This window comes from Cellulomonas sp. McL0617 (assembly GCF_049994875.1).
In the GTDB taxonomy this organism is placed as follows: Bacteria; Actinomycetota; Actinomycetes; order Actinomycetales; family Cellulomonadaceae; genus Cellulomonas.
The window spans coordinates 3244648-3263915 of record NZ_CP188256.1 but is presented as its reverse complement, the minus strand read 5'-3'; the positions used below and the strand labels follow the sequence as shown (position 1 = coordinate 3263915).

The 19268-nt window shown below is 72.3% G+C and carries 17 protein-coding genes; 12 read left to right on the top strand and 5 right to left on the bottom strand.

From position 1 onward, the window contains the following. Window positions 1-133: 133 nt before the first annotated feature. The 3 genes from ACPPVS_RS14645 (at window position 134) to guaB (ending at window position 3536) form a co-directional block, all read left to right on the top strand. Window positions 134-1063: a MerR family transcriptional regulator gene (locus ACPPVS_RS14645; protein ID WP_426592987.1), complete on the top strand. Its 930-nt coding sequence runs from the start codon at window positions 134-136 to the stop codon at window positions 1061-1063. A gap of 194 nt (window positions 1064-1257) precedes the next feature. Beyond that, the gene (locus tag ACPPVS_RS14640) at window positions 1258-1989 is read left to right on the top strand and encodes a DNA-binding response regulator (RefSeq protein WP_426592986.1); all 732 of its coding nucleotides are present in this window, start codon (window positions 1258-1260) and stop codon (window positions 1987-1989) included. 35 nt (window positions 1990-2024) lie between these two features. Next, entirely contained in the window at window positions 2025-3536 is a 1512-nt protein-coding gene (guaB, locus tag ACPPVS_RS14635; RefSeq protein WP_426592985.1) for an IMP dehydrogenase, read from the top strand. A 56-nt stretch (window positions 3537-3592) separates the two neighbouring features. On the opposite strand, the gene ACPPVS_RS14630 is transcribed toward guaB, so the two are convergent. After that, window positions 3593-4066 (bottom strand): DUF2000 domain-containing protein, encoded by a 474-nt coding sequence (locus ACPPVS_RS14630; protein ID WP_426592984.1) that lies wholly within the window; start codon window positions 4064-4066, stop codon window positions 3593-3595. Between the two features lie 102 nt (window positions 4067-4168). Here ACPPVS_RS14630 and ACPPVS_RS14625 point away from each other — a divergent pair, with 102 nt between their 5' ends. Continuing rightward, window positions 4169-4651, top strand: coding sequence for an Lrp/AsnC family transcriptional regulator (locus tag ACPPVS_RS14625; protein WP_426592983.1), 483 nt, complete (start codon window positions 4169-4171; stop codon window positions 4649-4651). Between the two features lie 82 nt (window positions 4652-4733). On the opposite strand, the gene ACPPVS_RS14620 is transcribed toward ACPPVS_RS14625, so the two are convergent. After that, window positions 4734-6308: a helix-turn-helix domain-containing protein gene (locus ACPPVS_RS14620; protein ID WP_426592982.1), complete on the bottom strand. Its 1575-nt coding sequence runs from the start codon at window positions 6306-6308 to the stop codon at window positions 4734-4736. Window positions 6309-6418: 110 nt separating this feature from the next. Further along, on the bottom strand, window positions 6419-7138 hold the full coding sequence (locus ACPPVS_RS14615) for an exonuclease domain-containing protein (RefSeq protein WP_426592981.1): 720 nt from the start codon (window positions 7136-7138) through the stop codon (window positions 6419-6421). A gap of 103 nt (window positions 7139-7241) precedes the next feature. Here ACPPVS_RS14615 and ACPPVS_RS14610 point away from each other — a divergent pair, with 103 nt between their 5' ends. The 8 genes from ACPPVS_RS14610 (at window position 7242) to ACPPVS_RS14575 (ending at window position 15942) form a co-directional block, all read left to right on the top strand. Further along, a complete protein-coding gene (locus tag ACPPVS_RS14610) occupies window positions 7242-8366 on the top strand; it encodes a GuaB3 family IMP dehydrogenase-related protein (RefSeq protein ID WP_426592980.1) in 1125 nt (374 codons plus the stop codon). Between the two features lie 214 nt (window positions 8367-8580). Beyond that, window positions 8581-9342 carry a DeoR/GlpR family DNA-binding transcription regulator gene (locus tag ACPPVS_RS14605; RefSeq protein WP_426592979.1) on the top strand — a complete coding sequence of 254 codons (762 nt, stop codon included), beginning with the start codon at window positions 8581-8583 and terminating at the stop codon, window positions 9340-9342. Continuing rightward, a complete protein-coding gene (pfkB, locus tag ACPPVS_RS14600) occupies window positions 9339-10286 on the top strand; it encodes a 1-phosphofructokinase (protein WP_426592978.1) in 948 nt (315 codons plus the stop codon). Before ACPPVS_RS14605 ends, pfkB begins: the two co-directional genes overlap by 4 nt. A 1-nt stretch (window position 10287) precedes the next feature. Next, on the top strand, window positions 10288-10743 hold the full coding sequence (locus ACPPVS_RS14595) for a PTS sugar transporter subunit IIA (protein ID WP_426592977.1): 456 nt from the start codon (window positions 10288-10290) through the stop codon (window positions 10741-10743). Further along, entirely contained in the window at window positions 10740-12263 is a 1524-nt protein-coding gene (locus ACPPVS_RS14590; protein ID WP_426592976.1) for a PTS fructose transporter subunit IIC, read from the top strand. Before ACPPVS_RS14595 ends, ACPPVS_RS14590 begins: the two co-directional genes overlap by 4 nt. 31 nt (window positions 12264-12294) lie before the next feature. Further along, window positions 12295-12567, top strand: a complete 273-nt coding sequence (locus tag ACPPVS_RS14585; RefSeq protein WP_426592975.1) for an HPr family phosphocarrier protein — start codon at window positions 12295-12297, stop codon at window positions 12565-12567. Then, the gene (gene ptsP, locus ACPPVS_RS14580) at window positions 12564-14273 is read left to right on the top strand and encodes a phosphoenolpyruvate--protein phosphotransferase (protein WP_426592974.1); all 1710 of its coding nucleotides are present in this window, start codon (window positions 12564-12566) and stop codon (window positions 14271-14273) included. The genes ACPPVS_RS14585 and ptsP overlap by 4 nt, the downstream gene beginning before the upstream one ends. A gap of 40 nt (window positions 14274-14313) precedes the next feature. Then, window positions 14314-15942, top strand: coding sequence for a succinic semialdehyde dehydrogenase (locus tag ACPPVS_RS14575; protein WP_426592973.1), 1629 nt, complete (start codon window positions 14314-14316; stop codon window positions 15940-15942). Between the two features lie 4 nt (window positions 15943-15946). Here the strand turns inward: ACPPVS_RS14575 and ACPPVS_RS14570 are convergent, their stop codons facing one another. After that, window positions 15947-17173, bottom strand: a complete 1227-nt coding sequence (locus tag ACPPVS_RS14570; RefSeq protein WP_426592972.1) for an acetate/propionate family kinase — start codon at window positions 17171-17173, stop codon at window positions 15947-15949. After that, the gene (gene pta / locus ACPPVS_RS14565) at window positions 17170-19251 is read right to left on the bottom strand and encodes a phosphate acetyltransferase (RefSeq protein ID WP_426592971.1); all 2082 of its coding nucleotides are present in this window, start codon (window positions 19249-19251) and stop codon (window positions 17170-17172) included. Before pta ends, ACPPVS_RS14570 begins: the two co-directional genes overlap by 4 nt. Between the last annotated feature and the right edge of the window lie 17 nt (window positions 19252-19268).

The window sequence follows — 19268 nt, the reverse complement described above, 5'->3', positions numbered from 1 at the left end:
GCTTCAAGAGTTGTTCAAGACCGGTTCGTGTCGTGATCGGCTGAAACGATTGGGCCCATTACCGCAGGTAGCGGGTGCCTGTCCAGAGGCTGTCGCGCACGAGATTCCACGCTGCTCCTGGCAGAATCGCGCCATGACCACGTCCGGTGACGACGAGACTCAGGTCGCTCACGCGCCTGCGCTCGCCGTTGCCGCGGTGGCTCGTCGGCTCGGCGTGGCGCCCGCCACCCTGCGCACCTGGGACCGCCGCTACGGGCTGGGTCCGTCCGAGCACTCGGCCGGGGCGCACCGGCGCTACTCGGCGGCCGACGTGGACCGTCTGCTCGTCATGCGGCGGCTCACGCTCGACGGTGTGGCACCCGCGGAGTCGGCGCGGATCGCCCTGGCGACCGACCTCGCGACGCCGGGCAGCCGGAGCCTCGCCGCCGAACGGACCCCGACCGCCGTGGTCGACGCGGCCCTGGCTGGTGACCTGGCCGGGTGCGCGCGCGTCCTCGCGCTCCCGCCCGACGCCGACGTCCTGGCGTGGTGGACGGGTCTGGTCACGCCGGCGCTCGCGGCCCTCGCGCGGCGGACCGTCGTGGACCCGCCCGGGGTCGACGCGACCGCGACCGTCCACGCCGCCGCGCTCGCGGCACTCCGCGGCCGGGGTGCCCCGTTCGAGGGGGCGCGACGGCCGGTCGTGCTGGTGCTGGTCGTGCCGCGGGAGCCTCGTCCGCTCGTCGCCCACGCCGTCGCGGGGGCGCTCGCCTCGCACGGCGTCGACGCGCGGATCGTCGGGGGTCCCGGCGACGCCCACCACGCCTTCGAGCTCGTCGCGATGACGCGAACCCGCGCGGTGATCACCATCGGCGAGGGGCAGCAGGTGGATCTCGACGTGGTCGAGCGCATCGCCGAGCAGCACGCCGAGCTGCCGCAGTTCGTCATGGTGCCCGACGTGGCCTCGGCGGCCGTCCCGTTGGGCCGCTCGGTGCACCGGGCGCGCTCCTTCACCGGGCTGGTGCACGAGGTCCTCGCCGTGACGGGGCGCGCCGTCGACGGCCCGACATCGCCCACGATCTGAGCCCGCACGTCCCCTGAGCAGCCATTTCACCCGGTCGATGAGCCGTCATTCGGGTGAGACATTCTGCGCTTGCCACGCATCGTCGGACGATTGCCCGACGCGCGCCCCGGTCGGTCGCGTCGAGACCTAACGTCACTCGTCCGGGCGACCGATACACACCAGGTGCCCCGCGTGGGGTCCGAGAGGGGATCAACATGGCAGGAGTCGTGGTCTGTCACGGCTCGGCAGTCGTGCGCGAACGGCTGGTAGTGACGTCGATCGGAGTGCCGGCGCTCGGCCCTGTGCGTGCCGCTGCGTCCGTCGACGAGCTGCTGAGCCTGGCCCGTCGGATGCCGCCGACGGTCGTGCTCCTGGACGCACACCTCGGCGCTCCTGGTGCGATCGAGGCGATCCGCCGCCTGCGCGCCGTCGCCCCCTCCGCGGCGATCGTGCTCCTTGCCGTCCCGGACGACACCGTGGCGCTCGACCGCGCGCTCGCGCTGGGTGCCCGTGGGTTCCTGGCCCCCGACGTCGGCCGCGCCGAGCTGTCGGCGGTCGCCGCGCACGTGCTCGCCAGCCCCGCGCTCCCCGTCGTCCCGGCCGGCGCCCGCGCGACGACGGTCGACGTGCCCAGCCAGGCCGGCGTCGCGCAGCGCGCTGATTCCAGCGAGAGCCGCATCTCGTCGAGGGGGGCCATGGACGACACCAACGCCGCCCCCGTCGGTGCACCCACCTCGGGGGCGATCGCCGGTGTCCCGCTGACCAAGCGCGAGATCGAGGTCCTGGTCGGGATGAGCAACGGACGCTCGAACGCGCAGATCGGTGCCGAGCTCTACCTCTCCGAGGACACGGTCAAGACGCACGCTCGGCGGCTGTTCCGCAAGCTCGGCGCCAACGACCGCGCCCAGGCGGTCGCCATCGGGCTCCGCAGGGGTCTGATCCAGTAGGTCTGATCCCCGAGATCGCCGCGTATCCTGTGTCAATGACGGAGCCAACGCCAGCCGACCCGTTCGCCCGCATCGGGCTGACCTACGACGACGTGCTCCTCCTGCCGGGGGAGACCGACGTGATCCCGAGCGAGGTGAACACCGCCTCGCGGCTCACCCGGGAGATCTCCGTGAGCGTGCCGCTGCTGTCGGCCGCCATGGACACCGTCACCGAGTCGCGCATGGCCATCGCCATGGCCCGTCAAGGTGGCATCGGGATCCTGCACCGGAACCTGTCCATCGAGGACCAGGCGCACCAGGTGGACCTGGTGAAGCGCTCCGAGTCCGGCATGGTGTCGGACCCGGTGACCGTGTCTCCCGAGGCGACGCTGGCCGAGCTGGACCGCCTCTGCGGCCTCTACCGGGTCTCGGGCCTGCCCGTCGTGGCCGAGGACGGGTTGCTGCTCGGCATCATCACCAACCGCGACCTGCGGTTCGTCCCGCCCGGCGAGTTCGAGACGCTGCGCGTGCGGGAGATCATGACGGCGATGCCGCTGGTCACGGCCCCGGTCGGCATCACGCGGGACGACGCCGCGGCGCTGCTGGCCAAGCACAAGATCGAGAAGCTCCCGCTGGTCGACCATGCGGGCATCCTGCGCGGCCTGATCACGGTCAAGGACTTCGTGAAGTCCGAGCAGTACCCCGACGCGACGAAGGACGGGGAGGGCCGGCTCGTCGTCGGAGCCGCCGTCGGGTTCTTCGGGGACGCGTGGGACCGCGTGACCGCGCTCGTCGAGGCGGGCGTGGACGTGCTCGTCGTCGACACCGCCAACGGCCACGCTCGCCTGATGCTCGACATGGTCCGTCGCATCAAGGGCGACGCGTTCACCCGGCACGTCCAGGTCATCGGGGGCAACATCGCGACCCGCGAGGGCGCCCAGGCGCTCGTCGACGCCGGTGTCGATGCCGTCAAGGTCGGGGTCGGCCCGGGCTCGATCTGCACCACGCGCGTCGTCGCGGGCGTGGGCGTCCCTCAGATCACCGCGATCTACGAGGCCTCGCTGGCCGCCAAGCCGGCCGGTGTCCCGGTCATCGGCGACGGCGGCCTGCAGTACTCCGGCGACATCGCCAAGGCCCTCGTGGCCGGCGCCGACACCGTCATGCTGGGCGGCCTGCTGGCCGGCTGCGACGAGTCGCCCGGCGACCTGGTCTTCGTCAACGGGAAGCAGTTCAAGCGTTACCGCGGCATGGCGTCGCTGGGTGCCATGCAGTCGCGCGGCGACCGCCGCTCGTACTCCAAGGACCGCTACTTCCAGGGCGACCTGTCGGACGACGAGATCATCACCGAGGGTATCGAGGGCCAGGTCCCGTACCGCGGTCCGCTCGCGGCCGTCGCGCACCAGCTGATCGGCGGCCTGCACCAGTCGATGTTCTACGTCGGTGCGCGGACGGTCCCCGAGCTCCAGACCCGCGGCAAGTTCATCCGCATCACGCCGGCCGGGCTCAAGGAGTCCCACCCGCACGACGTGCAGATGGTCTCCGAGGCACCGAACTACGCCGCTCGCTGACGGTCGTCCGGCTCCCCTGAGCTCGACCGCCGGTCGCCGTGACGGCGTGAGGAAGGTCAGGGCATCAGCTGGAGCCTGCGTACGAGCCGGTCGACCTGGTTGCGCGGGCCGACGATGCTGACCGCGACGTAGGGCAGGTCGTCGACGCCCGCGACGTGGTCGAGGTAGTCGTCGTAGACGCGGATGCTCTGCGCGATGGCAGGCATGTCCGCGACGTAGATCTCGGCCGACGACCCGGCCTTGGCGCGAATCGCGCCCAGCTCTTCCGCGCTCGCCGCCAGGACCGTGCAGCCGATCCACGGGATGCCTGGGTGGTCGGTCCCCGAGCGGTCTCGCGCCGCCGGTCCGAGCAGGCCGTCGACGGCGGTCGCGGTCGCCGCCGTGACGCACGCGACGGCGTTCGCCGCGCGCCCGGCAGGCAAGGACTTGTCGACGACGACCACCCACTTGAGCCGCACCGCCCGCGTGTGTGCGCCCGTCTCGATCTCATCGGGAGCGAAGCCGACTCGTTCCGTCACATCGACCGACATGTTTCCTCCTGCTTCGCGTTCGTCCACTGGCACAGGAGAATGCTAGGCAGATGTCCGCCCTTGTTCCAAGCGATCCGTACTACATACGGCTAGGCTCCTCTCATGGGCGATCTCGACGAACTTGATACGGCGATCCTGCGGGAGCTGCAGGTCGATGCACGGCGGACCAACCGCGACGTCGCGGCGGCCGTGGGTGTCTCGCCGACGACGGCGCTCGACCGGACCCGGTCGCTGCGCGAGCGCGGCGTCATCCGCGGCGCCGTGCTGGACGTCGACCTGGCGAAGATCGGCCGGCCCGTCCAGGCGATGATCGCTCTGCGGGTCCGACCGCCCACGCGCCAGAACATCGAGCACTTCCGCACCTGGGCCGCGGCGCTGCCCGAGGTGGTCGGCGTCTTCGTCACCAGCGGCACCGAGGACTTCGTGCTGCACGTCGCGGTCGCGGACAACGAGCGCCTCTACGCGTTCGTCATCGACCGACTGACGGAGCGCCCCGAGATCGCCGACGTCCGCACGTCGATCGTCTTCGAGCACCTACGCAGCGCGCGCATCGCGCCGGTGTCGACACCTGCCCGCCGACCGTGACCGAGGTCGAGAAGGCAGTTATCGATGCCTGAGCGCGCGTAGACGTCGACAGCTGCCTGCTCGTGCGGGGGCGCCCGCTTGGTCAGTCGCGGAACGACTCGATGCGCGCGCCCAGCTGGACCAGGCGGTCCTGAAGCTGCTCGTAGCCGCGGGCGATGATGTCGACGTCGCGCAGCACGGACGTGCCCTTGGCGGCGAGCATCGCGAGCAGGATGACGACGGCCGGCCGCAGCGCCGGCGGGCAGGACACCTCGGCGCCCGACCAGTGCGTCGGGCCGCTGACCTGGAGGCGGTGGGCGTCGAGCAGCCGGACGTCGGCGCCGAGACGGGTCAGGTCGGTCAGGTGGATCGCCCGGCCCTCGTACACCCAGTCGTGGATGAGGGTCGTGCCGGTGGCACAGGCCGCGATCGCCGCGAAGAACGGCAGGTTGTCGATGTTCAGGCCCGGGAACGGCATCGGGTGGATCTTGTCGATCGGCGCGCGCAGGTCGCTCGGGTACACCGTCACGTCGACGAGGCGGGTGCGGCCGTTCTGCGCGGCGTACTCCTCGGAGAGGTCGTAGCGCAGGCCCATCTCGGCGAGCGTCGCCAGCTCGATCTCCATGAACTCGATCGGCACCCGACCCACGGTGATCTCGGAGGAGGTCACGATGCCCGCGGTCAGCAGGCTCATGGCCTCGACCGGGTCCTCGGAGATGGCGTACTCGACATCCGCGTCGATCTCGGCCAGGCCGTGCACGCGCAGGGTCGTGGTGCCGATGCCGTCGATCCGCACGCCCAGCAGCTCGAGGTAGAAGCACAGGTCCTGGACCATGTAGTTCGGGCTCGCGTTGCGGATGGTGGTGATGCCGGTGCGACGGGCGGCCGCCATGATGACGTTCTCGGTGACGGTGTCGCCGCGCTCGGTGAGCACGACCGTCAGGTTCTCTGTCGCGGATCGCGACACGAGGGCGTGGTAGTCGCCGGTGGTCGCGGTGACGTCGAGCCCGAACGGGCGCAGCCCGATCAGGTGCGGCTCCACGGTGCGGGTGCCGAGGTCGCAGCCGCCCGCGTAGGGGAGACGGAACTCGTCCTCGAGGCCGAGCAGCGGGCCGAGGAACATGATGATCGACCGCGTGCGGCGGGCCGCGTCCACGTCGATGTCCTCGAGCTGGAGACGGTCGGGGACGACGATCTCCAGGTCGCGGCTGTCGGTCGACCAGACCGCCTTGACGCCGACCGAGCGAAGCACCTCGACGATGCGGTCGACCTCGACGATGCGGGCGACGTTGCGCAGGCGGGTGGTGCCGCGGTTGAGCAGGGACGCGCACAGGAGCGCGACGGCCCCGTTCTTGCTGGTGTTGACGTCGATGCGGCCCGAGAGCGTCTGGCCGCCCTGCACGCGCAGGTGGGTGCGCTGCGGGCCGCCGAGGGTGACGATGGGGGAATCGAGCGCGGCGCCGATGCGCGTGAGCATCTCCAGGCTGACGTTCTGCGCGCCCTGCTCGATGCGGTGGATCGCCGACTGGCTGGTGCCCAGGCGCTCGGCCAGCTGAGCCTGCGTCAGGCCCTGGTGCTGCCGCGCCGAACGGACCAGGGAGCCCACATGTGCCAGCGGGTCGGCCACGATCGGGAACGAGCCGGTGCTCAGCGGGACAGGCGTGGTGGTCGTCGTCATGGGGAAGACGCTAACTCATGGATGAGATATTGCCACTTCGACGAACCCGGTCGAGGTGGTCTGTAGGCGCAATTCTCACCCGGCGCAACTCAACGGCGATATGACGCGTGTCACCACAGGGTTCCGACGGGGTCCCGGGTGGGCCACACGTCGGAGACCCCTGGGCCGTCGAGGCCCTGCTCGAGGCGCCAGGCGTTGAGGCCCTCGGCCCACGCCTGGTGCGCGGTCGACTGGTACTCGTGCAGCGCGTCGAGGTCGAGCGAGGCGAGGTGCGGGAAGCGGCCGACGATCCGGTCGAGCACGTCGAGCGTGGCGACGACGTCGACGTCTGCGGTGTGCAGCGTGCCGGACTCGACGACGTCGTAGAACCCGCACAGGTCGACCAGCTTGCGCTTGCCGCGGCGCTCACGGTCCTCGGCGCGGTCGAGCACCAGCGGGTCGATCACCGGACGGGCCGCGTTGTGCAGGCGGTCGGGCAGGGTCTTCAGCTTGTGCCGACGCAGCTCGGCGTCGAGCAGGCACAGGTCGAAGGTCGCGTTGTAGGCGACGACCGGGACGCCGTCGCGGAACGCCTGCGCCAGCTCGGTCGCGATCTCCTCGAGCGCGATCCTCGGCCGCGTGCCGTGCCGCCGTGCCTGCTCGGTGGTGACGCCGTGGATGGCCGTCGTGGCCTCGGGGATGTCGATGCCGGGGTTGATCAGCCAGCTGTGGACGTGGGTGCCGGTCTCGTCGCGACGAACCAGCGCGGCGGTGACGATGCGGTCGTTGTCGACATCGACACCCGTGGTCTCCGTGTCGAAGCCGAGCAGCGGCCCGTCCATCCAGCTCATCGTCGCGTGGCACCCTTCCCTCGATCTGCCGCCAGGATCGCACCCGCCACTGACACGACCCGGCAGGACGGCCCGCGTGGCGCGCCCCGGTAGCCTTGCCCGCGTGAGCAACGACATCGAGATCGGTCGCGGCAAGCGCGGACGCCGCGCGTACTCGTTCGACGACGTCGCCGTCGTCCCCTCGCGCCGCACGCGCGACCCGGAGGAGGTCTCCGTCGGCTGGCAGATCGACGCGTACCACTTCGACCTCCCGGTCGTCGCGGCCCCGATGGACTCGGTGATGAGCCCGGCCACCGCGGTCGCGCTCGGCAATGCCGGCGGCCTCGGCGTGCTCGACCTCGAGGGTCTGTGGACGCGTTACGAGGACCCGCGGCCCCTGCTCGAGGAGATCGCCGGCTTCGACTCCGCCGGCGCGACCGCCCGCATGCAGGAGATCTACGCGGCCCCCATCCAGCCCGAGCTCATCACCGCCCGGCTCAAGGAGGTGCGGGCCGCGGGCGTGACCGTCGCCGGCGCGCTGAGCCCGCAGCGGACCAACGAGTTCTGGCGGACCGTCGTCGATGCCGGCGTGGACCTGTTCGTCATCCGCGGCACCACCGTGTCGGCCGAGCACGTGTCCGGCCGCGCCGAGCCGCTGAACCTCAAGCGGTTCATCTACGAGCTCGACGTCCCGGTGATCGTCGGCGGCGCGTCCACCTACACGGCCGCCCTGCACCTCATGCGGACGGGCGCGGCCGGTGTGCTCGTCGGCTTCGGCGGCGGCGCCGCGCACACGACGCGCCTGTCGCTCGGCATCCACGCGCCGATGGCGTCAGCGGTCGCGGACGTCGCGGCGGCGCGTCGCGACTACCTCGACGAGTCCGGCGGCCGGTACGTGCACGTCATCGCCGACGGCGGGGTGGGTCGCTCCGGCGACCTGGTCAAGGCCGTCGCCTGCGGGGCGGACGCCGTCATGCTCGGAGCCGCGCTGGCCCGTGCCACCGAGGCGCCCGGGCAGGGCTGGCACTGGGGTCCGGAGGCGCACCACCCGCAGCTGCCGCGTGGCGAGCGGGTCGAGGTGGGCACGGCAGGATCGCTCGAGCAGATCCTGTTCGGGCCGGGCCACACCGCCGACGGCACGCTCAACCTGATCGGCGCGCTGAAGCGTGCGATGGCGACCACCGGCTACTCCGACCTGAAGGAGTTCCAGCGCGTCGAGGTGGTCGTGAGCCCGTACCAGCCGCACTGAGTCGTCGACCGACGCCCGAGCGCGCCCGCTAAACGGGCGCACTCGGGCGTCTGTTTGTTGCCCGGATCTGCGCGTTCTCGCACATCGTTGCCCGTATCAACATCCGTTTCGCGCCGAATATGTCCGAATCGCTTGACATGCCGGTGTGACGAGGGGCACTCTGGTTCCACTGGGCGACGACGACAGGGTCGGCGCAGCGGACGACGGAGTCGATGTGTACGCACCGGAGCGACACCAGCAGATCCTCGCCACGGCCCGCGCCGAGGGCCGGGTCGAGGTGAACAGGCTGGCGGAGGACCTCGAGGTCACCGCCGAGACCATCCGCCGTGACCTGACGATCCTCGAGCGGCACGGCCTGGTCCGCCGGGTCCACGGCGGGGCGATCCCGGTCGAGCGGCTCGGGTTCGAGCCCGGGGTCGCGGACCGTGAGGGCAAGTTCGCGGGGGAGAAGGAGCGGATCGCGAAAGCGGCGCTCGACGAGCTCCCCGACGGTGGAGCGATCATCTTCGACGCCGGCACGACGACCGTGCGACTCGCGGAGCTGCTCCCCATGGACCGCGAGCTCACGGTCGTCACGCACGCGCTGCCTGTCGCCATGGTGCTCGCGACCCGGCCCGGGATCACCCTGCACCTCGTCGGCGGCACCGTCCGCGGCCGCACGCTGGCCGCAGTCGGGTCCTGGGCCGAGCGGGAGCTGGCGGACATCCACGCCGACGTCGCGTTCGTCGGCACCAACGGGCTGAGCGTCGAGCACGGGCTCACCACCCCCGACCTCGCGGAGGCCGCCGTCAAGCGGGCCCTCGTCGCCAACGCGCGCCGGACGGTCGTGCTGACGGACCACTCGAAGATCGGCCGCGTCGAGTTCGCCCACGTGGTCCCCCTCTCCGCGATCGACACCGTGATCACCGACAGCGGCGCCGAGCCCGAGCTCGTCGACGAGATCGAGGCCGCCGGACCCCGGGTGGTGACGGCGTGATCGTGACGGTGACCCCCAACCCGAGCCTCGACCGTGCGCTCGAGCTCGACCGCCTCGAGGTGGGCGCGGTCAACCGCGCCCGTCGCGTGCACGTCCACCCGGGCGGCAAGGGCATCAACGTGTCCCGCGTGCTCGTCCGGCACGGCATCCCATCCCTCGCGGTGCTGCCGACGGGCGGTGCCGACGGAAGGCGCCTGGTCGAGCTCCTGGACGAGCAGGGCGTCGCGACCCTCGCGGTCCCGGTGCACGGCGACACGCGCACCAACCTGACTCTCGTCGAGGACGGCGGCACGACGACCAAGGTCAACGCCCCCGGCCCGCGGCTCACCCCGGCAGAGGCCGACGCCCTGCTCGCGGCGGTGGAGCTGCAGCTCGCGCTCCGTCCGGGAGTGCTCGTCGGCGCGGGCAGCCTCCCGCTCGCCGCGGGGGAGACGTTCTTCGTGCGGCTGGCCGAGCTGGCTGCGCGGCACGGCGTCCCGTTCGCGCTCGACACGTCGGGTGCACCGCTGACCGAGGCGGTCCGCGCCGGCGGGCTCGCGCTGGTCAAGCCCAACGACGACGAGCTGGCCGACCTGGTCGGCCGCGAGCTGGTCACCGTCGGCGACGTGGTGGACGCCGCGCACGAGGTCCTCGACGCGGGCAACCGGGCCGTCCTGGTCAGCCTCGGCGCGCACGGCGCGATGCTCGTCGACCCGGAGGGCGCCTGGTGGGCCGGCGGCCCCCCGATCGTCCCGCTGTCCACCGTCGGCGCGGGCGACTCGACGCTCGCCGGCTACCTCGCGACCGATGGCGACGGAGGCGACCGGCTCCGCAACGCGGTCGCCTTCGGCCGGGCGGCCGTGCTGCTCCCCGGTACCGCCGTCCCCGGTCCCACCGACATCGACCCGGGCGCCGTCCGGGTCGTGCACAACCCCGATCCCCGACTCGCACTCAAGGAGATGTGACGTGAGTACTCCACTGATCACCCCGGACCTGGTCGCCGTCGACCTCGTCGCCACAGACCGCGACGACGCGACGCGCCAGCTGATCGACCTGCTCCTCGCGGCAGGCCGCGTCACCGACGCCGACGGCTTCCACGCCGACGTGCGGGCGCGCGAGGCGCAGATGGCGACCGGCATGCCCGGCGGGATCGGTCTGCCGCACGCCCGCTCCGGCTACGTCACGGCGCCGAGCCTGGCGGTCGGCAAGGTCGCCGCGGGGGTCGACTTCGGGGCCCCCGACGGTCCCGCGACGCTGATCTTCCTGATCGCCGCCCCGGCCGAGGGCGACAGCGACCACCTGCAGATCCTCGCGGCGCTCGCCCGCCGCCTCGTCCACGAGTCCTTCCGCACGTCGCTCAAGGAGGCCGGCGATGCAGCAACCGTCGCCGACATCGTCACCCGAGAGGTTGTCCCCTCATGAAGCTCGTCGCCGTCTCGTCCTGCCCCACCGGCATCGCCCATACGTACATGGCCGCCGAGGCCCTCGAGCAGGCGGGCAAGGCCGCCGGGCACGAGGTCCACGTCGAGACCCAGGGCGCGGCCGGGTCGACCCCGCTCGACCCGGCGATCATCGCCGCCGCCGACGGGGTGATCTACGCCGCCGACCTCGAGGTCAAGGACAAGGGCCGCTTCGCCGGCAAGCCGTTCATCGACGTCGGCGTGAAGAAGGCGGTGCACGACGCCCCGGGTGTCATCGCGGCCGCGGTCGCGGCAGTCGAGGCGGGCGTCCCCGCAGGATCCGCTCCCGCTCCCACCGGCCTCACGACGAAGGTCGACCGCAACGCGGGCGTCGGCACGCGGATCCGCCAGTGGCTGATGACCGGCGTCTCCTACATGATCCCGTTCGTCGCCGCCGGCGGGATCCTCATCGCGCTCGGGTTCATGGTCGCCCAGTTCGCCGCCGGCAGCGACGGCGTCATCGCGGTGACCAAGGTCCCCGTGACGCACCTGCTGAACGACTTCAGCGTCGCGAGCGGCATGGACTGGGCGGCGCTGCTCTTCCAGACGGGCGCCATCGCCTTCGGCTTCCTGGTCCCGATCCTGTCCGGCTTCATCGCGTACGCCATCGCGGACCGGCCCGGACTCGTCCCGGGCATCGTGGGCGGTGCCGTGTCGGTGGCCGTCGGAGCCGGCTTCCTCGGCGGTCTGGTCACCGGCTTCATGGCCGGGTTCCTGGCGCTGTGGATCAGCCGCTGGAAGGTGCCCAAGGGCGTTCGCGGCGTGATGCCGGTCGTGGTGATCCCGCTGCTGTCGACGTTCGTCGTCGGACTCGTGATGTTCGTGATCATCGGGCAGCCGATCGCCAGCCTGATGTCGGGCCTGAGCAGCTGGCTCAACGGTCTGTCGGGCTCCAACCTGGTCCTGCTCGGCGCGCTGCTCGGCGCGATGATGGGCTTCGACCTCGGCGGTCCGATCAACAAGGTCGCCTACACGTTCGCGGTGACCGGCCTGGCGACGCAGGGTCTGGCCACGGACGCCGTCCAGTACCGCATCATGGCCGCCGTCATGGCCGCCGGCATGGTGGCCCCGCTGGCGATGGCCCTCGCGACGGTCGTCCGCAAGAGGCTGTTCACCCACGCCGAGCGCGAGAACGGCAAGGCCGCGTGGCTGCTCGGCCTGTCGTTCATCTCGGAGGGCGCCATCCCGTTCGCCGCCGCCGACCCGTGGCGCGTGATCGTCTCCTCGCTCATCGGCTCGAGCGCGACCGGTGCCCTGGTCATGGCCGCCGGATCGGCTCAGCGCGCACCGCACGGCGGCATCTGGGTGCTGCCGCTCATCTCGAACCCGATCGCGTTCCTCGGGTCCGTGGCCGTCGGAATGGCGATCTCGGCCGCGGTGGTCATCGCTCTCAAGAGCGCCAGGACGAACGAGTTCGTGCTCGCCGAGCAGGCCGCCGACGCCGAGGCCGACGCGCAGGCGCTCGTCCCCGCCGCTGCCTGACACACCCGTCCCCACCGAATCGGAGAAGCTCATGCCTCAGCGCACCGTCGTCGTCGCGTCCCGCGTCGGACTGCACGCCCGCCCCGCCATGCTGTTCACGCAGGCCGTCGCCGAGACCGGCCTGCCCGTCACCATCGCCCGCCCGGGCGGCGAGCCGGTGGACGCCGGCAGCATCCTGTTCGTGATGTCGCTCGGCGTCCCCAGCGGCGAGGAGGTCACGCTCAGCGCGGACGGGGACGGGGCAGACGCCGCCCTCGACGGGCTCGTCGGCCTGCTGGCCACCGACCTGGACGCGGAGTCGTGAGCGCCGCGACGCTCGGCCACGTGCTGCAGGGGGTCGGCGTCGGTCGCCGTGCCGTCGTGGGACCGGTCGCGCAGGTGCGACCCGCTCCGCACCTCGAACCGGACGCGCCGTTGCTCGTCGACGGAGTCCCGGCGGACGCCGCGACCGTGCACGCTGCGGTGGAGGCCGCGTTCGCCGACGTCGCCACCGCCCTGCGCGACCAGTCCGCGCGGTCCGCCGGCACCGTCAAGGACGTCCTCGCCGCGACCGCGCAGATGGCCGACGACCGGGCGCTGCGCACGCAGGTGCTGGCGCGGATCGACGGCGGAGAGCCGGTCGTGAGCGCGATCGACGCCGTCGTGTCGACGTTCGCGGCCATGTTCGAGCAGGCAGGCGGGTACCTGGCCGAGCGGGTCACGGACCTGCGGTCGGTGCGCGACCGGGTGGTCGCGCGAGCCATGGGCCTGCCGGCACCGGGCGTGCCCGAGCTGACCCGGCCGTCCGTCGTGGTCGCCAAGGACCTCGCACCGGCCGACACCGCGGCGCTCGACCTCGCCAACGTGCTGGCGATCGTCACGGAGCTCGGCGGCCCGACGGGGCACACGGCGATCATCGCCGGGCAGCTCGGGCTGCCGTGCATCGTCCGCGTCACGGGCGCGACCTCGATCCCCGACGGGACGCCGGTCGCGGTCGACGCGGCGAACGGCACCGTGACCACCGACCCGGACACCGCGCTGCGCGCGGAGCTGGACCGGCGGGCCGCGGTCGAGGTCGCCCTGGAGTCCGACACCGCACCCGGCGGCACCGCCGACGGCCGCCCGGTCGCGCTGGTGGCCAACATCGGTACGGCCGAGGACGCCGCGCGCGTCTCGGGCGGTGCCGTGGAGGGGGTGGGCCTGTTCCGCACCGAGGTCCTGTTCCTCGAGCGGGCCTCGGCACCGACCGCCGACGAGCAGACCGCGGTCTACGCCCGGGCCCTGACGTCGTTCGGCACCCGCAAGGTCGTCGTCCGCACGCTCGACGCCGGTGCCGACAAGCCGCTCGGCTTCGCGACGCAGCCGGACGAGGAGAACCCGGCGCTCGGCGTACGCGGCTACCGCCTCGTTCGGACCCATCCCGAGCTTCTCGACACGCAGCTGACCGCGCTGGCCCGCGCGCAGACCGAGACGGGCACCACGCCGTGGGTCATGGCGCCGATGATCGCGACCGCGGCCGAGGCGCGGGCCTTCGCCGCCCGGGCCCGCGCCGCGGGTGTCGCGACCGTCGGCGTGATGATCGAGGTGCCCGCGGCCGCGCTGCGCGCGCGGGAGATCCTCGCGGAGGTCGACTTCGTGTCGCTGGGCACCAACGACCTGGCGCAGTACACGATGGCCACCGACCGGCTGCGCGGGGAGCTCGCGGACCTGCTCGACCCGTGGCAGCCCGCAGTGCTCGACCTGGTCGACGCCACCGCACGAGCCGGCATCGAGGCGCACAAGCCGGTCGGGGTGTGCGGCGAGTCGGCCGCGGACCCCGTCCTGGCCCTCGTGCTCGTCGGCCTCGGGGTCACCAGCCTGTCGATGTCCGCAGGCGCGGTCCCGGCGGTCCGGTACGCGCTGCGGAACCACTCGACGGCCGAGTGCGCGACCATGGCGGCCTCTGCGCTCGCGGCCCCGTCCGCGGCGGACGCTCGTGCGGCGGTCGTCGACCTGGTGCACCCGGACGTCCGGGAGATGCTCGGCGTGTAGGGGCGCCGAGTCCCCAGCCGTCGCGCGTACCCTGCCCGGTATGGCGCACGATCCTGGACACATCGAGCTGCACGACCCCGAGACCGACCCGCTCGCCACCTACGTCCTCGAACCGGACGACATCCGCACGCTCCTGAGACGCGTGGTCGCGTCGCCCGGCGCGCCGACGTACACGTCGCACGCACCGTTCACGGGCGGCCCGATCGCCGCGGTCCCGCTCTCGACGCTCGCCGACGTGGCCCGCGCCGCGCGGACGGCCCGGTCCGCACAGCGACTCTGGGCCGCACGGCCGCTACGTGATCGCACAGCGGTGCTGTCCCGGGTGCACGACCTCGTCCTCGAACGGCAGAGCGACGTCCTCGACCTCATCCAGCTGGAGGCGGGCAAGGCGCGCGTCTCGGCGTTCGAGGAGGTCGCCGACATCGCCAACATCGCCCGGCACTACTCGCTGCGCGCCGGGCGGTACCTCGCTCCCCGTCGGGTCGCCGGACTCATCCCGGGTCTGACGACGACGCGCGTGCTGCGCCACCCGGTCGGCGTGGTCGGCATCGTCGCCCCGTGGAACTTCCCGCTCACCCTGACGCTCGGCGACGTCCTGCCGGCTCTCGTGGCAGGCAACGCGGTCATCCTGCGCCCCGACCCGCAGACGTCGCTCACCTCGCTCTGGGCCGCGGAGCTGCTGGAGGAGGCCGGGCTGCCCGACGGGCTCCTGCAGGTCGTGGTGGGCGACGGCGCGATCGGTGCCGCGGTGACCGAGCACGTCGACCACGTGAGCTTCACCGGGTCCACCCGGACGGGGCGGATCGTCGCCGCGCAGGCGGGAGCGCTGCTGGTCCCCGCGGTCCTCGAGCTCGGCGGCAAGAACCCGATGTACGTCGCCGAGGACGTCGACGTCGAGGTCGCGGCCGAGGGTGCCGTCCGCGCGTGCTTCGTCGGCACCGGCCAGGTCTGCGTGAGCATCGAGCGGGTCTACGTGCACGAGGACGTCGCCGACGACTTCACCGCGGCCTTCGTGCGCCGGACGCGCGAGCTGCGCCTGGGCTCGGGCCTCGACTACGGCTCGGACGTCGGGTCGCTGACGTCGGCCGCGCAGCTGGCGACGGTCGTCGAGCACGTCGAGGACGCCATCGGGCACGGCGCGACGGTGCTGGCCGGCGGGGTCCACCGCAGCGACCTGGGCCCGTGGTTCTACGAGCCGACGATCCTGGCCGACGTGCCGAACGAGGCGCGCCTGGTCCGCGAGGAGACGTTCGGACCCGTGGTGACGATCTACCGCGTCGCGTCCGACGACGAGGCGGTCGCGGCGATGAACGACACCGAGTTCGGGCTGAACGCGAGCATCTGGACCGCGAACAGCCGCCGCGGCTTCGCGCTGGCGTCCCGCGTGCGGTCGGGGTCCGTGAACGTCAACGAGGGCTACGTCGCCACGTGGGGCTCGGTCGGCGCGCCGCAGGGCGGGGTCGGGGCGTCGGGCATGGGCGCGCGGCACGGGCGCGAGGGTCTCTGGGCCACCACCCGCACCCAGACCGTCGCGGTCCAGCGCGGTGCGCACGGCGTGCTCGGCGGACCGGGCGTCGGGCTGCACCGCATGTTCGACCTGGGCACCGAGACGTGGCCGCGCCTCTACACCGAGGCCCTGCGCGCGATGAAGACGTTCCGCCTGCCGTAGTCGCTCAGGCGTGGCCGAGCTCGGCCGGGTCGTCGTCGACCTCGTCGCCGACGAGCGCGACGGCCTGCCGTGCGATGGCCAGCTCCTCGTTGGTCGGCACGACCATGACCGTCGTCGTCGCCCAGTCCGGGGAGATGACGCGCGCCTCGTGGCTGCGGACCGCGTTCCGGTCGTCGTCGATCGCGATTCCGAGGGTTTCGAGGCTCTCCAGCGCTCGCGCGCGCACGGTGGCGTCGTTCTCGCCGACTCCCGCGGTGAACACGACGGCGTCGACCCGACCCAGCACCGCGTAGTAGGCCCCGATGTACTTGCGCAGCCGGTGCAGGTACACCTCGAGAGCGAGGGCGGCGTCGGCGTCGCCGGTGGCGATCAGCTCGTGCAGCGCGCGGAAGTCGTTCTCACCGGACAGCCCCTTGAGCCCCGAACGCCGGTTGAGCAGGTCGTCGACGTCGTCGACCGACATGCCCGCGTTGCGCTGCAGGTGGATGAGCACGGCCGGGTCGACGTCGCCCGAGCGGGTGCCCATGACCAGGCCCTCGAGCGGTGTCAGACCCATCGACGTCTCGACCGCGACCCCGCCCCGGACGGCCGACGCCGAGGCGCCGTTGCCCAGGTGCAGGACGATCTGGTTGACGTCCTGCGGGCGGCGACCCAGCACCTCGGCGGCGCGCGCCGACACGTACTGGTGGGACGTCCCGTGGAACCCGTACCGCCGGACGCCGTGCTCCCGTGCCACCGCGGCGTCGATCGCGTACGTGTACGCCGCCTCGGGCAGCGTCCGGAAGAACGCCGTGTCGAACACGACGACGTGCGGGACGTCGGGGAACAGCTCGCGGGCGACCCGCAGACCGATGACGTGCGCGGGGTTGTGCAGCGGCGCCAGGGGCGACAGCGCGTCGATCTGGGCGACCACGTCGTCGTCGACGACGACCGGGCCGTCGAAGACCGAGCCGCCCTGCACCACGCGGTGGCCGACGGCGACCATGTGGGCCTGGGCAAGGTCGGGGCCGACGGAGGCGAACAGCGCGAGCACCGCGCGCAGCCCTGCGCCGTGGTCGGCGACGGGGTCGTGCTGCGTGGTGGTGCGTCCCGCGTACGTGTGCTTGATCGAGCCTTCGTCGTCGCCGATCCGTTCGACGATGCCCGACGCGACGGCCTCACCGCTGGTGGGATCGACCAGCTGGTACTTGATGGACGACGAGCCGGAGTTGATGACCAGAACGGTGCTCACGGGTGCTGCCTCTGTTGGTCTGCCTGGGCCTGGATCGCGGTGATGGCGACCGTGTTGACGATGTCCGAGACCAGCGCGCCGCGCGACAGGTCGTTGACCGGCTTGCGCAGCCCCTGCAGCACGGGCCCGATGGCCACCGCGCCGGCGGACCGCTGGACCGCCTTGTAGGTGTTGTTGCCGGTGTTCAGGTCGGGGAACACGAACACGGTCGCGCGTCCGGCGACCGCGGAGTCAGGCAGCTTGGTGTGCGCCACGCTCGCGTCCACGGCGGCGTCGTACTGGATCGGGCCCTCGACCGACAGGTCGGGCCGCCGCGACCGCACGAGCGCCGTCGCCTCGCGGACCTTCTCGACGTCCGCGCCCGAGCCGGACGCGCCCGTCGAGTAGGAGAGCATCGCGATCCGCGGCTCGATGCCGAACTGCTCGGCGGTGCCCGCCGACGAGATCGCGATGTCGGCGAGCTGCTCGGCGGTCGGGTCCGGGATGACCGCGCAGTCGGCGTAGACCAGCACGCGATCCTCGAGGCACATCAGGAAGCAGCTCGAGACGTTGGAGACGCCGGGCGTGGTCTTGATGATCTCGAACGACGGCTTGATCGTGTGCGCGGTGGTGTGAGCTGCGCCCGAGACCATGCCGTCGGCCAGCCCGAGCTTGACCATCATGGTGCCGAAGTACGACACCGACGAGACGATCTCCCGGGCGCGCTCGACGGTCATGCCCTTGTGCGCACGCAGGGCCGTGTACTCGGTGGCGAACCGCTCGAGCAGCACCGGGTCGTGCGGGCTGAGCACCGCGGCCTCCTCGAGGTCGAGGCCCAGCTCGGTGGCGCGGGCGCGGATCGACGCCTCGTCGCCGAGGATCGTGATCTGCGCGACGCCGCGCTGCAGGAGGGTCGACGCCGCGCGCAGGATGCGGTCGTCCTCGCCCTCCGGGAGGACCACGTGCTGGCGGTCCTCGCGGGCGCGGGCGAGGAGCGCGTACTCGAACATCAGCGGCGTCACGACCTCGGGGCGCTCGACGTCCAGCGCCGCGAGCAGCGCCGCGCCGTCGACGTGCTGCTCGAACAGGGACAGCGCGGTGTCCACCTTGCGCTGCGAGTCGGCGCTGAGCCGCCCGCGCGTGTCGCCGACCGCGCTCGCTGACCGGAACGTGCCGAGGTCGGTGCTGACGATCGGCAACCGGCTCCCGAGCCCCTCGATCAGGCGCGTCATCGAGGGCGTCGGCAGGAAGCCGCCGTTGAGGATGATGCCGGCCAGGGACGCGAACCCCTCCGCCTGGTGCGCCATGAGCAGACCGAGCAGCACGTCCGAACGGTCGCCGGGGGTGATGACGACCGAGCCGTCGGTCAGGCGGTCCAGCAGGTGCTCGATCGACATCGCGCCGACCATCACGTCCAGCACCTCGCGGGACAGCAGCTCCTCGTCGCCCGCGATCAGCCGGCCGCCCACCGCCTCCGTGAGCTGGCGCATGGTGGGTGCCATGAGCAGCGGGTTCTCCGGGATCGCCCAGCCGGGCAACCCCAGGTCCATGCTCAACGCCTGACGGACCTTGTCGACCGCACCCGCGGCGCACCTGTTGGCGATGACCGCGACGACCTGGGCGTGGTTGGCGTGCATCTCGTGCACGACCACCTCGGCCACCTGTGCGACCACCACGGGCGCCCGGCCGCTGCCGTTGACCACGAGGACGACCGGCGCCCCGAGGTTCGCGGCGATCCGCGCGTTGTACGCGAGCTCCGTCGGCCCCGCGACGTCCGTGTAGTCGGTGCCGACGACGACGACCGCATCGCAGCGCCGCTCGACGTCGTGGTACCGCTGCACGATCTGCGCGAGCGCGGCCTCGGGGTCGTCGAGCACCTGCTCGTACGAGGCGCCCACGCACTCGTCGTACGTGAGGTCCACGCCGTCCTGCCGGAGCAGCAGCTCCAGGACGTAGTCGCGGACGGTGGTCGAGCGAGCGACCGGACGGAAGACCCCGACGCGCTGGACCGTGCGCGTGAGGAGGTCGACCAGCCCGAGGGCGACGATGGACTTGCCGCTGTCGCCCTCGGGGGAGGTCACATAGATGCTGCGTGCCACGAACAGGTCTCCTGACC